Annotated in this window: 9 protein-coding genes; 5 read left to right on the top strand and 4 right to left on the bottom strand. The window is 72.9% G+C overall.

Annotation, left to right across the window (positions count from 1 at the left end):
- Nucleotides 1-100 precede the first annotated feature (100 nt).
- Entirely contained in the window at nucleotides 101-2,155 is a 2,055-nt protein-coding gene (locus PVK37_RS16195; protein WP_275034843.1) for a family 10 glycosylhydrolase, read from the bottom strand.
- An 87-nt stretch (nucleotides 2,156-2,242) separates the two neighbouring features.
- Complete coding sequence (locus PVK37_RS16190; RefSeq protein WP_341483448.1) at nucleotides 2,243-3,235, bottom strand: App1 family protein; 993 nt, start codon at nucleotides 3,233-3,235, stop codon at nucleotides 2,243-2,245.
- Nucleotides 3,236-3,423: 188 nt separating this feature from the next.
- On the opposite strand from PVK37_RS16190, the gene PVK37_RS16185 reads away from it, so the two are divergent.
- A complete protein-coding gene (locus PVK37_RS16185) occupies nucleotides 3,424-5,154 on the top strand; it encodes a hypothetical protein (RefSeq protein ID WP_275034841.1) in 1,731 nt (576 codons plus the stop codon).
- A 60-nt stretch (nucleotides 5,155-5,214) separates the two neighbouring features.
- Nucleotides 5,215-6,009, top strand: a complete 795-nt coding sequence (gene yaaA, locus PVK37_RS16180; RefSeq protein WP_275035137.1) for a peroxide stress protein YaaA — start codon at nucleotides 5,215-5,217, stop codon at nucleotides 6,007-6,009.
- A 117-nt stretch (nucleotides 6,010-6,126) separates the two neighbouring features.
- Here yaaA and PVK37_RS16175 read toward each other — a convergent pair whose 3' ends face one another.
- Complete coding sequence (locus PVK37_RS16175) at nucleotides 6,127-8,553, bottom strand: non-reducing end alpha-L-arabinofuranosidase family hydrolase (RefSeq protein WP_480212896.1); 2,427 nt, start codon at nucleotides 8,551-8,553, stop codon at nucleotides 6,127-6,129.
- A gap of 889 nt (nucleotides 8,554-9,442) precedes the next feature.
- Here PVK37_RS16175 and PVK37_RS16170 point away from each other — a divergent pair.
- The 3 genes from PVK37_RS16170 (at nucleotide 9,443) to PVK37_RS16160 (ending at nucleotide 13,412) form a co-directional block, all read left to right on the top strand.
- Complete coding sequence (locus PVK37_RS16170) at nucleotides 9,443-11,503, top strand: cellulase family glycosylhydrolase (protein ID WP_275034839.1); 2,061 nt, start codon at nucleotides 9,443-9,445, stop codon at nucleotides 11,501-11,503.
- 223 nt (nucleotides 11,504-11,726) lie between these two features.
- The gene (locus PVK37_RS16165) at nucleotides 11,727-12,395 is read left to right on the top strand and encodes a hypothetical protein (RefSeq protein ID WP_275034838.1); all 669 of its coding nucleotides are present in this window, start codon (nucleotides 11,727-11,729) and stop codon (nucleotides 12,393-12,395) included.
- A gap of 51 nt (nucleotides 12,396-12,446) precedes the next feature.
- Nucleotides 12,447-13,412 (top strand): TAXI family TRAP transporter solute-binding subunit, encoded by a 966-nt coding sequence (locus tag PVK37_RS16160; protein WP_275034837.1) that lies wholly within the window; start codon nucleotides 12,447-12,449, stop codon nucleotides 13,410-13,412.
- 6 nt (nucleotides 13,413-13,418) lie between these two features.
- Here the strand turns inward: PVK37_RS16160 and PVK37_RS16155 are convergent, their stop codons facing one another.
- Nucleotides 13,419-14,789, bottom strand: a complete 1,371-nt coding sequence (locus tag PVK37_RS16155; protein WP_275034836.1) for a sensor histidine kinase — start codon at nucleotides 14,787-14,789, stop codon at nucleotides 13,419-13,421.
- Nucleotides 14,790-14,795 lie beyond the last annotated feature (6 nt).

Below are 14,795 nucleotides of genomic sequence, written 5' to 3'. Positions count from 1 at the left end.
TCGCGGTCGCGGCCCGGCGGGGTGACCGGCCCGGCGCGGCGACCGGGCCGTCGTCGCGGTCGCGGTCCACCGGTCACCGGCGGATCCGTCCCGGTGACGGTCAGAGGCGGGTGATCCGGACGGCGTCGGCGACCACGTACCCGGTGCCGGCGACCCACCGGCTCACGCCGACCACCTGGCGGGTGCCGGCGGCCAGCGGGTAGCTGCCCAGCGTGCGCCACTGGCCGCCGCCGGTGCGCTGGTCGACGTTGACGGTGACGGTGCCGGTGCTGGTCGCCACCAGGTGCGGGACGGCGCTGTGGTAGCCGGGGTCGGCCGGGTGCCACACCTCCACCCGGTACGTGCCGGTGGCCGGGATGGCCGCGCTGAACCAGGCCACGTCGCTGACCGCCTGCGGGCTGGCGAACCGGTAGTTGGTGCCGTACCGGGTGGTCAGGTACGTCGAGGTGCCCCAGGCGGCGCTGGCGGTGAAGCCGCTGCCCGCGTTGTCCACGATCACGCTGAACGTGCCGCTACCGTCCCCGGGCACCAGCAGCGCGGCGCTCGGCGCGCTCTCGTGGTGCAGCCGGTGCAGCGCGGTGACCAGGTACCGGTAGGTGCTGCCGGCCGCCGCCGTGGCGTCCCGGTACGTGCCGGTGCTGCCGGTGGCGCGGACGGTGGCCAGCAGGTGCCGGCCGTCGGCCAGCGCGCAGGCGTCGACCGGGCCGTCGCCGGGCAGCCGGTAGACCGCGTACCCGGTGGTGCTGCCGGTGGCGGGACGCTGCCAGGTCAGGCTGACCCCGCCGGACCCGCGGGTGGCGGCGGTCAGGGTGGGTGCGCCGGGCGCGGACCCGCCCCGGGCCGGCGGTACGGGCAGCAGCGCCGGCCGGCGGTAGTGGTCGGCGACCAGCCGGGCCACCGCGCCGATCCGGTTGGCCCGGACGTCCTTGGCGCTGAACTGGATGTCCCCGACCACCTGCGGGTGGCTGCGGTTGAGGGTGAGGTGGTCGGTCAGCTCGGTGACGTCCTGCCAGGCCGGGTCCTGACCGGACGCGCCGGCCCGGTAGGTGGCCTGCCCGACGACGAGTTGCACGTTCGTCCCGGCGGTCACCCCGGACCACCAGCGGACGAGTTCGGCGTAGTCGGCGGCCGGGTGGCCGATGTGCCAGTAGATCTGCGGGGCGACGTAGTCGATCCAGTTCTGCCGCACCCACTTGCGGGTGTCGGCGTGGATGGCGTCGTACGACTGGAGTCCGCTGGTCCGCGAGCCGAGCGGGTCGGTGCCGGCGTTGCGCCAGATGCCGAACGGGCTGATCCCGAAGCTCACCCAGGGCTTCGCGGCGTGGATCTTCTGGCCCATCTCCTGCACCAGCAGGTCGACGTTGTGTCGCCGCCAGTCGGCGACGGTGGCGAAGCCGGCACCGTACTGGGCGAAGGTGTCCTGGTCGGGGAAGCTCACCCCGTTGACCGGGTACGGGTAGAAGTAGTCGTCCCAGTGCACGCCGTCGATGTCGTAGCGGCGTACCGCGTCCATCATGGCGTCCTGCACGAAGACCCGGACCGCCGGAATGCCCGGGTTGTAGTAGAGTTGCCCGCCGTAGCTTTCCAGCCAGCCCGGGTTGACCCGGGCCGGGTGGTTGGCGGTCAGCCGGGTCGGGTCGGCGTGGTTGGCGACCCGGTACGGGTTGAACCAGGCGTGGAACTCCAGGTTGCGGGCGTGCGCCTCGGCGACCAGGAAGGCGAGCGGGTCGTAGCCGGGGTCCCGGCCCTGGGTGCCGGTGAGCCACTGCGACCACGGCTCGTACGGTGACGGCCAGAGCGCGTCGGCGGTGGGCCGGACCTGCACCACCACCGCGTTCATCCGGTTGCCGACCGCCAGGTCGAGCCAGGACCGGTACTCGGCCTGCTGCTGGGCGACGGTGAGCCCGGTGCGGCTGGGCCAGTCCACGTTGGCGACGCTGGCGATCCACATCGCCCGGAGCTGCCGTTTCGGCGTGGCCGGGTCGACCGGGCAGGCTACCGCCGGACCGACCACCGGAGCCGGAGCCGTACCGGCGCGGGCCGGGTCGGACGACGCCTGCGGCGCGACCGCGACCGCGCCGACGAGCAGCGCCGCCACCAGCACGGTACGGACCAGGTTCGGGACACGCGACACCACCATGAAGGAGATGTTCATCTATGCATGGAGATCGCGCAAGTATCCTTCGCCGAACGGACCATGGCCGGGATCAGACCGGGCCGGACCAGACCAGGACGGACGGGATCAGACCAGGCCGGCCTGACGGAGCAGCTTCCACAGCCCGGCCCCGTCCGGGGCGGAGAGCCACTTCTGCCCCACCGGCCCCGAGGACGACTCGTGCCCCGCCAGCGGGGCGGGCAGCGTACCGGCCAGCACCGCCTGGGTCGGCGAGAGCCGGCGGATCGCCACCCCCGCCACGCTGCCCGGGTGGGCGGCCGCGAACTCCCGGTAGATCTCCTGGTCGTGCTGCCCGTCGTCGCCGACCAGCAGCCACTTCACGTCCGGGAACTCCTGCGCCAGCCGGGCCAGGGTGGCCCGCTTGTGTTCCCGGCCGCTACGGAACCACCGGTCGTGGGTGGGCCCCCAGTCGGTGAGCAGCAGCGGCCCGGCCGGGTACAGGTGCCGGGACAGGAACCGGGTCAACGTCGGCGCCACGTTCCACGCGCCGGTGGACAGGTAGAACACCGGCGCGCCGGGATGCGCGGTCACCAGCCGCTCGTACAGCACCGCCATGCCGGGGACGGCGTTACGGGCGTGCTCGTCGAGGACGAAGGTGTTCCAGGCGGCCAGCAGCGGCCGGGGCAGCGCGGTGACCATCACCGTGTCGTCGATGTCGGAGAGGATCCCGAACCGGACCTGCGGGTCGAGGATCCGTACCGGCGCCTCGACCGGCTCGGCGTCGGCCAGGCTCAGCCGCACCGACCCCCAGCCGGGCGGCAGGTCCGCCTTCACCACGGCGTCCACGAAGCCGCTACGGTCCGCGACCGCCTCCTGGCGTACTCCGCCCGCCTCGATGGTGACGGTGACCTGCTTGGCCGGCAGGGTGGTGAAACTGCGCCAGCCGCGCACCTTCTCCAGCCGGCCGCCCCGCTCCCGCCGGTCCGGCCGCCCCAGCAGCACCCGGCACATCACCCGCACCCAACCCGGCGCGCCGTACCCGGTGTACGCGATGATGTTGGTCTGCCAGCCGGTCCGGCGCAGCCTACGCTCCACCAGCCGGTGCACGGCGTCCTCGATCCGGGCGGCCCGGTGCAGCGTGGAGACGGCGAGTTGTCCCGTGGGTGGGGTCGACACGGTGCCACCCTGCCACACCAACCTGAAAGCGGCCACGCGAGCGGACCCCACGCCCACCTGCGCCGATCCGCCTCCCCGGCCCCGGTACGCGTGCGACACTCCGGTCGCAGGCGGCGACGGGGGCCTCGGCGATGGCGACAGGCGTACGACGGTGGGTGCCGGCCCTGGACCGGCCGGCCCGGGTCGCCCTGCTGCTCGCCGTCGTCGGGGTCGGCTACCGGCTGGTGCTGATCCTGCACGACGTGCCCGGGTCGAACAGCGACGAGGCGACCTTCGGCCTGGTCGCGCTGCACGTCACCCAGGGTCGTTCACATCCGGTCTTCCTCTACGGCCAGCGGTACATGGGGGTGCTGGAGTCGTACCTGGCCGTCCCGCTGATCGCGGTGGCCGGGCCGTCCTGGCTGGCGCTGCGGCTGCCGCTGCTCGCGCTGTACGCCGTGTTCGTCTGGCTGACGTACCGGCTGACCCGGCGGATCTGCTCGCCCTGGTTCGCGGTGCTGGTGGTGGGCCTGCTGGCGCTCGGCCCGGAACGGGTGGTCCGGGACCAGCTGACCGCGGTGGGCGGTCGACCGGAGGCCAAGGTGGCGGTGGTGGCGATGCTGCTGCTCGCGGTGGGGTTGGCCGAGCGGACCGTCCGCCACCGCCGGCTGGCGGTGGCCGCGTTCGGGGTACTGGCCGGGGTGGCGACCTGGTCGGACTGGCTGATCGTGCCGTACCTGGCGGCGGCCGGGCTGGTCCTGGTGGTCGCGCTGCGCCGGGAACTGCTCGGTCGGGCGGCGGTGCTGCTGCTGGCCGGGTTCGCCGTCGGCGCCGCCCCGATGATCTACGACAATCTCACCGCCCCGCCCGGCCAGGACTCGCTGTCGGTGTTCCGCCGCGTCGACGCGGGCTTCGGCGGGCCACCGCCGCCGCTGGTCGAGCGGCTGCGCGGCGGCCTCACCGAGGGGGTGCCGCTGGCCTCCGGGCTGTGCCCGCCGGAGGGCTGCGCCCGCTGGCCGGAGTGGTTCGGCCTGGGGTATCCGCTGCTGCTCGCGCTCGCCGCCGGGCTCGCGCTGGTCGCGCTGCGCAGGCCCACCCTGGCCGCCCGCTACGGCCCGTCCGACAGGCCCGGTCCGGACAGCGGTCCAGGACCGGGGGGTCCAGGACCGGGTCCGGCCGGTCCGGGCGATCCAGCCGCGTCGGGTGGGTCCCGGCCCGGGGGCGGCGTCGGCCACCCGGTCCGGCCGGTCACCCACCTCGCCCTGGTCGCCGGGGCGGCGTTGACCCTGCTCGGGTACCTGCGCAGCCCGCTCGCCGCGTCCGACCCGCTGGCCAGCGCCCGGTACCTGTCGGTGCTCCAACTGTCCCTGCCGGCGGTGCTCTGGCCGCTCTGGCTGGCGGCGGCCGCCGCCCGGCGGGGCACGGTGGGCGCGGCCGGGCGGCTGGGCGGGGCGGTCGCCACCGCCGCGCTCGCCGCGCTGACCGTCACCGCGCTGGTGGTCACCGGGCACTTCGCCACCGGCACCGCCGGCATCCGGGCCGAGGAACGGCAGGCCCGCCGGCTCGCCGACACGCTGCGGGCCACCGGCCCCCGACAGGTGTACGGCGACTACTGGACCTGCGGCCGGCTGATCTTCAACACCGCCGAGCAGGTGCTCTGCGGCGTCCTCGACGACCGGCTCACCCCCGGGCAGAACCGCTATCCGGCGTACTGGCGGGCGGTGGCGCGGGCCGAACGGCCCGGGTACGTCATGCGACCCGGTTCGGCCGCCGAGCGGCGGCTGACCGAACTGCTGGCGCAACGGAACGTGCCCGCCACCGTCACCGACGTCGCCGGGTACCGGATCTACCACCCGGCGACGGCGGTGCGCCCCTGGCGGTGAGCGGCCCGGGTGCCGGTACGCTCGCCCGGCCAGCGTCCCACCACCCGCGAGGGGTACCCGATGCTCATCCTGCTGCCGCCCTCGGAACGGAAGGCCGACGTACGGGCCGGGCGGCGGCTCGACCTGACCCGGCTCAGCCTGCCCGAGCTGAACCCGGCCCGGGAGGAGGTGCTGGACGCGCTGGTCGCCCTCGCCACCGCACCCGGCGACGCGGGACTGCACGCGCTGGACCTCAGCGCCGGGCAGCGCGGCGAACTGACCCGCAACGCGCGGCTGCGCAGCGCCGCCACCGCACCGGCGGCGGCCGTCTACACCGGCGTGCTGTACGAGGCGCTCGACCTCGCCACCCTCCCGCCGGCCGCGCTGCGGGCGGCCCGCCGGCAGGTGCTGGTCGCCTCCGGCCTGTGGGGGGCGGTACGCCTCACCGACCGGATCCCGCCGTACCGCTGCCCGATCGGGGTGAGCCTGCCCGGCCCGGGGACGCTGTCGGCGTACTGGAAGCGGGTGCTGGCACCGGCGCTGGAGTCGGCGGCGGCCGGCGGCCCGGTGCTGGACCTGCGCTCCGCCGCCTACGCCGCGACCTGGACGCCCCGGGGCGAGTTGGCGGCCCGGACGGTGACCGTGCGGGTGCTGCACGAACGGGAGGTCGACGGGGTGGTGACCCGGTCGGTGGTCAGCCACTTCAACAAGGCCACCAAGGGGCGGCTGGTGCGCGACCTGCTCACCGCCGGAGCCCGGCCGCGCCGGGTGGACGAGCTGGTCACCGCGCTGCGGGACCTGAAGTACACGGTGTCGGAGGAGCCGGTCGCGGCCGGTCGCCCGCGCCGGCTGGACGTGGTGGTCACCGCCCTGTAGCGGTCACCGGCTCCTCGTGGTGGCGGCCCGGCCGGTGGGGTAGACCGCCGGGTGCGGCAGGTCGTGGGGTGCCGGTGCTGGCGTCCCGACCTGCCGCACCCGGGTGGGTCCGGTCCGTCAGCGCTGCAGGGTGAGCAGGCCGGGACGGTAGGGCAGACGGCCGTAGTCGCCACCGGAGTTGGGGTCACGGCCCTGGTACAGCAGTTGCAGGTTGCAGGGGTTCACGGTCATGGTCTGGTCCGCGTTGGTCCGCAGCAGCTCGCCGTGGCTGATGTCGTTGGTCCAGGTCGCACCACTGTTGGCCTTCCCCGCGAACGGGTTGCTCTCGGTCGCGGCCTGCGGGGTCCAGGTACCACCCAGGCTGGTCGCGGTGAACGACCGGAAGTACCGGCCCTGCGCCCCGATCGCCTCCACGATCATCAGGTACTTCTGCTGACCCTGGAGCTTGTACACCTGAACCGCCTCGAACAGGTTGTTCGTGGTGTCCGTCATGATCGTCGTGTAGTTCGACCCGAAACTGCCCGGGAAGTTCCCGATCGGCATGCTCGCCCGGTAGATCCGACCGTTGTCACCGGCGAAGAACAGGTACATGTTCTGGTCGTCACCGATCAACGCCTGATCGATCGGACCGGTCCCCGAGTTGGAGATGCTGCCGGTGAACAGCGTCTGGTGCGCCGACCAGCTGTTCACGTTGGTCGGGTCCGTCGACGTCCGGTACGAGAACGCCGGCCCACCCCACTGGTAGGCGAGGACCCACAGGTTCCTCGGCGCGAAGTAGAACAACGACGGCGCGACCGCCGAGAACGGCATCGCGTTCTGACTCGCCGAACCCATCTGCGACCAGTTGTCGAACAGACCGAAGTTCATCGACCCCCACGACGTACCCGTGTCATGCGTGGTCGCGTACACCAACTGCCGACCGTTGTACGGCGCGTGCGTGAAGTCCTTCAACGACACCCAACCCGACCTCGGCTGCGCCAGAGGACCCGACGACGACCACCGGTAGCTCGACGGCAGATCACAGTTACTGGACGGCGGCGGCGTGGTGGTGGTCGTGGGCGCGGGGGTGGTGGGCGCCGGGGTGGTGCCGCCGACCCGGACCAGCTGCCACTGCTGGTTCGTGCCGTTCCAGTCGGCGTACTGCACCACCGCTCCACCGTCCGCGGTGGACGCGCCCTGCACCTCGACGGCCTTGTTGCTGTTGCGGTTGATCAGCTTGACGTAGTTGTCCGTGGTGACCACCCGGAACTGCTGGTTGGTGCCGTTGTGGTCGGTCCACTGGTGGATCGCCGCCCCGTCGGCCGTGGACTGGTTGCTGACGTCCAGCACCTTGTTCGAGTGCCGGGCGCGCACCTTGTAGTAGCCGCCGCCCGCGTCCACGAACTGCCACTGCTGGTTCGCGCCGCCCGACGCGGCGTACTGCTGCACGCAGGCGCCGTCCGCCGTGGAAACCCCGCACACGTCCAGCCGCTTGCCGCTGTTGCGGTTGACCACCTCGTACCAGGCGGTCGTGTCGATCGGCCCGGACGTGGGGTCCGGGGTGGGCGGCGGGGTGGTGGCCGTCGGGGTGGGGTTCGGGGTGGCGCTGTTCAACGCGGCCAGGGTCGCGTCGTACGCCGCCTTTTTGTTGCCGTTGCACTCGAACAGCAGGGGGGTGCCGGAGCTGCGCCACGAGTCACAGTCCCGGACTCCCCAGACGGTGACGCCGTTGCACCGGGCGACCGCGAGGCAGTCGTTGACCACGTTGCGGTAGGTGTTGGCCTGGGTGGTGCCGGAGCCCTCGATGTCCAGCTCGGTGATCTGGACGTCCACGCCGAGCGCGGCGAAGCTGGACAGCGTGGTCCGGTAGTTGCTGTTGTACGGCGAGCCGGCGTTGAAGTGCGACTGGAAGCCGACGCAGTCGATCGGTACGCCGCGCTGCTTGAAGTCCTGCACCATCCGGTAGACGGCCTGGGTTTTGGCCCAGGTCCAGTTGTCGGTGTTGTAGTCGTTGTAGCAGAGCTTCGCGCCCGGGTCGGCGGTCCGGGCGGCCCGGAACGCCGCCTCGATCCAGTCGTTGCCGGTGCGCTGGAGGTTGGAGTTGCGGCGGGCGCCGCTGTTGCCGTCCTCGAACGCCTCGTTCACCACGTCCCAGGAGTGGATCTTGCCCCGGTAGTAGCTGGCGACCCGGGTGACGTGGTTCAGCATCGCCGAGCGCAGTGCGGAGCCCTCCATGCCCTGCATCCAGCCGGGCTGCTGGGAGTGCCAGGCCAGGGTGTGGCCGCGCACCTTCCAGCCCCGGCCGAGGGCGTGGTTGACGATCCGGTCCGCGTTGCCGAACGTGAAGTTGTTCTGCTGCGGCTCGGTCGCGTCGATCTTCATTTCGTTCTCGGGCGTGACCGAGTTGAACTCGCGGTTCAGGATCGTGGTGTACGCGCCGTCGCTGAGCTTGTTCGCGGCGACGGCGGCACCGAAGTAGCGGCCGGACTGGGCCGCCGCCGCACCGAGGGTGCTCTCGGCGGCGTGCGCGAGATTGGGCAGCAACGACACGAGCAGAGCTGCCACGATCGCGACAGCTCCGGAGACGGACAGGGCCTTGAGCCGGCGTCTGGGGGGACGGTGCCGGGAGATCATGCCGATCCTCCAACAGGGACGGGGCGACCTACGGTCGCGGTTCGGGGGTGGGGGTGGTGCCGGCCAGCCGACGGCGTCGGACCGCAGCCCACGGTCGGTGGCGCAGCGGAGGGGTCGACGCGCATGCCAGGTCCGCCCGGCGACGGGTCGGTACCTGCCACGTGACCAGCGGGGTGGGGCGGTGGTGGTGGGTGCGGGTCAGTCGGGCGGCCGGCACCAGCACGCCGGCCGCGAGGAGTGGTGGGCGCGCGGACACCTCGCAGGGAACGGGATCAACAGGTCGTGTGAACGTTCACACTGATCGATAGATCCAGGTTCACAAAGACTCACCGGCTTGGCAAGCGAGAGTTTCGACCGATAGTTTCGGCCGCCGCCGTCAGCTCTCTCCCCGGGGGACGATCCCGCCCCGCCGGAGTACCGGCCCGGGGCTTCATTGACGACGGTCGACAGAAAGGGGTAACATCCCGCTCGGAAACTTTCGGCCTCCGGCCCGGGAAAGTTTCCGATGGGAGCCGCTCCTCGCGGCGGAGGCCCTGGGCAGCCTCCGCGACCTCTCCAGGTTCCGCCCACGCAGCTGGGCACGTGTCCGGGATACACCGTCGCCGCCGGTCGGCGCGGCGTACGTGCCTGGCGCGGGCGGGCCCGGAATCCCACGTCCCCGTTTCGCCCGACCGCGCCGACGTGCCGTGCGGACCTCGCTGGCGGCCGTCGTGACGCGGTCCACCCCCTCATTTCGACCACCGCCCGGTCGACGCGACCCGTCGGTCGATCCGCCGGTCGCCCCGTCCCCACGAACGCCATCATGGCGAGGAGTTCCCTGATGAGTTGGCAGCAGATCCGAAAAGCCCGCTGGCGGGTCGGCCTCGTCGTCGGCGCGGTGGCCGCGCTGCTGACGGCCGGCATGATGACCGCCGTCAGCGCACAGGCGGCCGCCGGCTGCCGGGTGACCTACACGGTCTCGGCCGAATGGCCGGGTGGCTTCACCGCCAACGTGGACGTGACCAACCTCGGCGCACCCGTCAACGGCTGGAAGCTGGCCTGGACCTTCCCGTCCGGGCAGCGCGTCACCCAGGCGTGGAACGCGACGGTCACCCCGTCGGAGGGTCGGTACACCGCGACGAACCTCAGCTACAACGCGGCCATCGCCACGAACGCGAAGGCGTCCTTCGGCTTCAACGGCTCCTGGTCGGGCAGCAACACCGCGCCCACCTCGTTCGCGCTCAACGGGGTCGAGTGCACCGGGACCCTCCCCCCGTCCCCCACGGTGTCGCCGACGACGCCCCCGCCGCCGGGGAACGCGATGGAAACGGTGGCGGCGATGCAACCCGGCTGGGGGCTGGGCAACACGTTCGACGCCATCCCCGACGAGACCGCCTGGGGCAACCCGCTCACCACCCGGGCCCACCTGCATTACGTACGCTCGCAGGGGTACAACAGCATCCGGATCCCGGTGACCTGGAGCAACCACCACGGCCCGGCCCCGACCTACACCATCGACGCGGCCTGGCTGAACCGGATCCGGGAGGTCGTCGACTGGTCCCTCGCCGAGGGCTTCTACGTGATGATCAACCTCCATCACGACTCCTGGCAGTGGATCAACGGCTATCCCGGTGACCGGACGACCGTGATGAACCGGTACACCGCGCTCTGGACCCAGCTCGCCACGACGTTCCGCGACCACTCGGCGAAACTGGTGTTCGAGAGCATCAACGAGCCGCAGTTCACCGGCACCTCCGGCGACGCCGAGAGCGACCAGGTGCTGCACGAACTCAACACCGAGTTCGTGCACGTCGTACGCCGGACCGGCGGAACCAACGCCACCCGGCTGCTGGTGCTGCCCACCCTGCACACCAGCTCCGAACAGCCACGGCTGGACGCGCTGGCGGACACGATCGACCAACTGGACGACCCCAACATCGCCGCGACGGTCCACTTCTACGGGTGGTGGCCGTTCAGCGTCAACATCGCCGGCGGCACCCACTACGACGCCAACGTGGAGAAGGACCTGGTCGACAGTTTCGACCGGGCACACGACACCTTCGTGGCCCGGGGCATCCCGGTGATCGTCGGGGAGTGGGCCCTGCTCGCGTACGACTACACCCGGCCCGGCATCATCGAACGGGGCGAGATGCTCAAGTACTTCGAGGCCGTCGGCCACCACGCCCGCACCAGGAAACTCACCACCATGCTGTGGGACGCGGGCACCTTCCTGGACCGCAACGAGCTGCGCTGGCGGGACCCTGGCGTCTTCGCGACGCTGAAGGCGAGCTGGACCACCCGCTCCAGCACCGCGTCCTCGGACCAGGTCCACGTGCGTCGTACCGGCGACATCACCAGCAGGTCACTCACGCTCAACCTGAACGGCACCACCTTCCGGGGCCTGCGGCAGGGCAGCACCGAGCTGGTCGCCGGCACCGACTACACCGTCTCCGGCACCACCCTCACGCTGACCGGCACGGCCCTGACCCGACTGGTCGGCAACCGCGCCTACGGCGTCAACGCCACCCTCGAGGCCCACTTCTCCCAGGGCGCGCCCTGGCAGCTCAGCATCGTCACCTACGACCCCCCGACCCAGGCCACGGCCACCGGCACGACCAGTTCGTTCGCCATCCCCACCCAGTTCCGCGGTGACCAGCTCGCCACCATGGAGGCCACGTACGCCGACGGCAGCCCCGCCGGACCGGCCAACTGGACCCCCTACAAGGAGTTCTGGAGCACCTTCCAGCCCGACTACAGCGCGAACACCATCCTGTTGAAGCCGGAGTTCTTCGCCGAGGTGAACGACGGCCCGGTCACCCTCACCTTCCACTTCTGGAGCGGCACGAAGATCACGTACCGACTGACGAAGTCCGGCACCACGGTCACCGGTAGCCCCGCCTGACCTGCGGCGGGTGCCGTGACCGCCGGCCACGGCACCCGCCACCCTCGACGGTCCGGGCCCGCCGCAGCGGTCCGGTCGGCGCGCCGCGCACAGCGGTACGCGGCGCGCCCCGGCCCGGCCGGGAACGCAAATTTTGCTCAAGGCTTGCCCGGATCGGTTTCCCCCGGGCCGCCGGCCGTCCACGGTAGGGGACAACCCCCGACGAGTGGAGACACGGTCTGCGATGGCACCCACCCTGCTCGACCGGCCCCGACCGCCAGCCCACCCACCGCCGCTGGACTGGCAGACCATGGCCGACGCGTTCGAGGTCGCCTGCCTGCTGCGCTGCACGCCACCACCCGCCGACCGGCGGGGACGGGCCTCCGGCGACCCCTGTCGCAGCACCGTCGAGTTCAACCGGGAGGACGCCGCGCTGCGGATGCGGCAGCTCCTCACCCGGCTGGCCGTGCCCGTCGAACACGAGGTCAGCACCGGCGGGCTGCGCCGCCGCTACGAGGTGCACCGGCTCCGGGTGCCCGAGCCGGGCCGGGCCGCCTACGCCAGACTGCTCGACGCCGGCTGGCGGCAGGGCCGCCGGGAACTGCTGGGAGCCCCGACCGCCGGCGCGTCCTCGGCCCGCCGGATGTGGCGTACCCGGCTGGCCGCCGCCGCCTGGCGGTCCGCGCTGCTGGCCGGCGGACGGCACGTCCGCCGGCACATCCTCGGGGTCCGGCTCACCGACCGGGAACTGGCCGCCGTCCTGGTCCGGGGGGCCGCCCTGCTGGAGGTGCCCGCCGCGCTGCTCCCCGGGGCCGGCTGCTTCGTGGTCAGCGTGGCCGACGGACCGGACCGCACCCGGATCCTGGACAGCGCCATGCTGAACCCCGGCCCGGCAGCCGCCGAGGGGGCCTGAGAACGGGCGACGGGTTGCGGACGGCGGGCGTCGCGGCGCAGAGTGCTCGCTGTGAACGGCGTCCGCACCATTCCCGGCCGGCGACCCACGGCGCGTCTCGCGCTGCTGACCGTCCTGCTCGGCGCGGCCCTGCCGGCGGTGGCCGCCTGCCGGGACGAGCCGGCCGAGCCGGTCCGGATCCGGATCGCCACCGGCAGCCCCACCGCCGTCTACCACGCCTTCGGCGAGTCACTGGCCGCCATCCTCAACCGCGAGGTGCCCGGGGTACGGGCCAGCGTGGTGGTCACCGCCGCGTCGGCGCAGAACGTCCAACTGGTCGAGTCCGGTGGGGCCGAACTCGGCTTCACCCAGGCCGACGTGCTCTCCGCCGATCCCGGCGTCGCCCACCCGCAGGTGGTGGCGGTGGCCCGGGTCTACGACGACCTGCTGCACCTGGTCACCACCGCCGAGTCGCCGGTACGCACCGTGGCGGACCTGCGCGGCCGGCGGGTCTCCGTCGGCGCGGAGGGTTCCGGCACCGGGATCACCGCGACCCGGCTGCTCGACGTGGCCGGACTGGACGGCCCGGCGGTACAGCGGGAACGGCTCGGCCTGGACGCCTCGGTGTCGGCGCTGCGCGAGGGCCGGATCGACGCGTTCTTCTTCTCCGGCGGGCTGCCCGTCCGGGCGATCGAACTGCTCGCCGGCAGCACCGGCATCCGCCTGGTCGACCTGGGCGAGTGGGTCGAGCCGCTGCGCCGCGACCACCGGGAGGTCTACGTCTCCCGGGACATCCCCAGCTCGGTGTACGGGGCGGAGCCGGTGACCACGGTGGCGAACCCGAACTACCTGGTGGTCGCCGCCGACGTGCCGGACTCGCTGGTCCGGGAGGTGACCCGGTTGCTGATGGAACGGCGGGAGGAACTGGCCGCCGCGCATCCGGCCGCCGGGCGGATGAGTGTGCGGTCGGCCATCGCCACCGCTCCCCTGCCGCTGCACCCCGGCGCCGCCGCCTGGTACCGGGCCAGCAAACCCTGACGGCGGTCAGGCGGGGGCCGGGAACCACACCTCGGCGACCAGCCCCCGGGGCTGCGCCTGGCGCATGCTGAGTCGCCCGCCGGAGGCGTCCACCAGCACGGCCACGATGGTCAGGCCGAGCCCGGCCCCCTCCACGTTCTGCGCGTCCGGGGCCCGCCAGAACCGCTCGGTGGCCTGTTCCAGCTGACTCTCGGTCATCCCCGGCCCGGTGTCGGACACCGCCAGGGTCACCCCGTCCCCGGTCGGCTCGACGGTCACCGTCACCTCGCCGTCGGCCCCGCTGAACTTCACCGCGTTGTCGATCAGCGCGTCGAGGGCCTGGTCGATGGCGGTGGGCACGGTCCGGGCGTACGCCGGGCCGGGGACGGCCGCCAGCCGCAGCGTGACCGCGTGGCGGCGGGCCAGCGGCTCCCAGGCGGTCACCCGGGAGGCGGCCTCCGCCACCGCGTCCACGGTCACCAGCCGGTTCTGCTCCCGCTCGGCGCGGGCCAGGGTGAGCAGCGCGTCGAGCACCCGGGCCAGCCGGTCGGTCTCCTCCAGCGCCAGCCGGTGCTCGGCACGGCCCTCCGGGTCGGTGAGGCTCGGGCCGAGTTCCTCCACCCGGAGCCGCAACGCCGTCAACGGGTTGCGGAGCTGGTGGCTGGCGTGCGCCACGAAGGCCCGCTGCCGGTCCATCACGTCCGAGACGACGTCGGCCATGTGGTTGAAGCCGGCTGCCAGCCGGCGCAGCTCCGGCGGGCCGAGCCGGTGCTGCACCCGGGCGGTCCGGTCCCCCTCGGCGATCTCGTGGGTCACCGCGTCCAGCTCGGTGACCGGGCGCAGCACCCAACCGGCCAGCCCGAACGCGGTCAGCACGCAGGCCAGCACGGCGAGCAGCCCGATCGCCGCGAGCAGCAACCACCAGGCGGTCACGGTCCGGCGGACCGCGTCGGCGGGACTGGTGGTGACCACCGCGCCGAGCACCTCGCCACCGTCGTTGATCGGTACCGCCACCACGATCGGCCCGTCCACCCACGGCCACACCGACTCCGGGCCGGTGAACTGCTGCCCGGACAGGGCGGCCCGGACCGCCACCTCGGCGACCGGCCCCGACCGGTACCGGGCCGAGACCGCCACCGTGCGGAGTTCCCGGTCCACCACGGTCGCGCCGATGTCGTACAGGCTGTCGTAGCTGGCGAGTTCGCCCTCCAGCGGGCCGGTGCCACCGCCGCGCAGGGCCGGGCCGGCGAGCGAGGCGAACCGGGTGGCGTCGGCGAGCCGGTCGGCGCGTACCCGGTCGGTCTCCCGGTTGGCCAGCGTCACCGCGAGCGGGGTCTCCAGTGCGAGCAGCACCAGGGCCATCAGCAGCAGGTAGCTGATCACCAGCCGGCGGCGCACCGGGAC

Source organism: Micromonospora cathayae (genome assembly GCF_028993575.1).
Classification (GTDB): Bacteria; Actinomycetota; Actinomycetes; order Mycobacteriales; family Micromonosporaceae; genus Micromonospora; species Micromonospora cathayae.
Note: the sequence above shows the minus strand (reverse complement) of the source record. Positions and strands in the feature narration are given on the sequence as shown.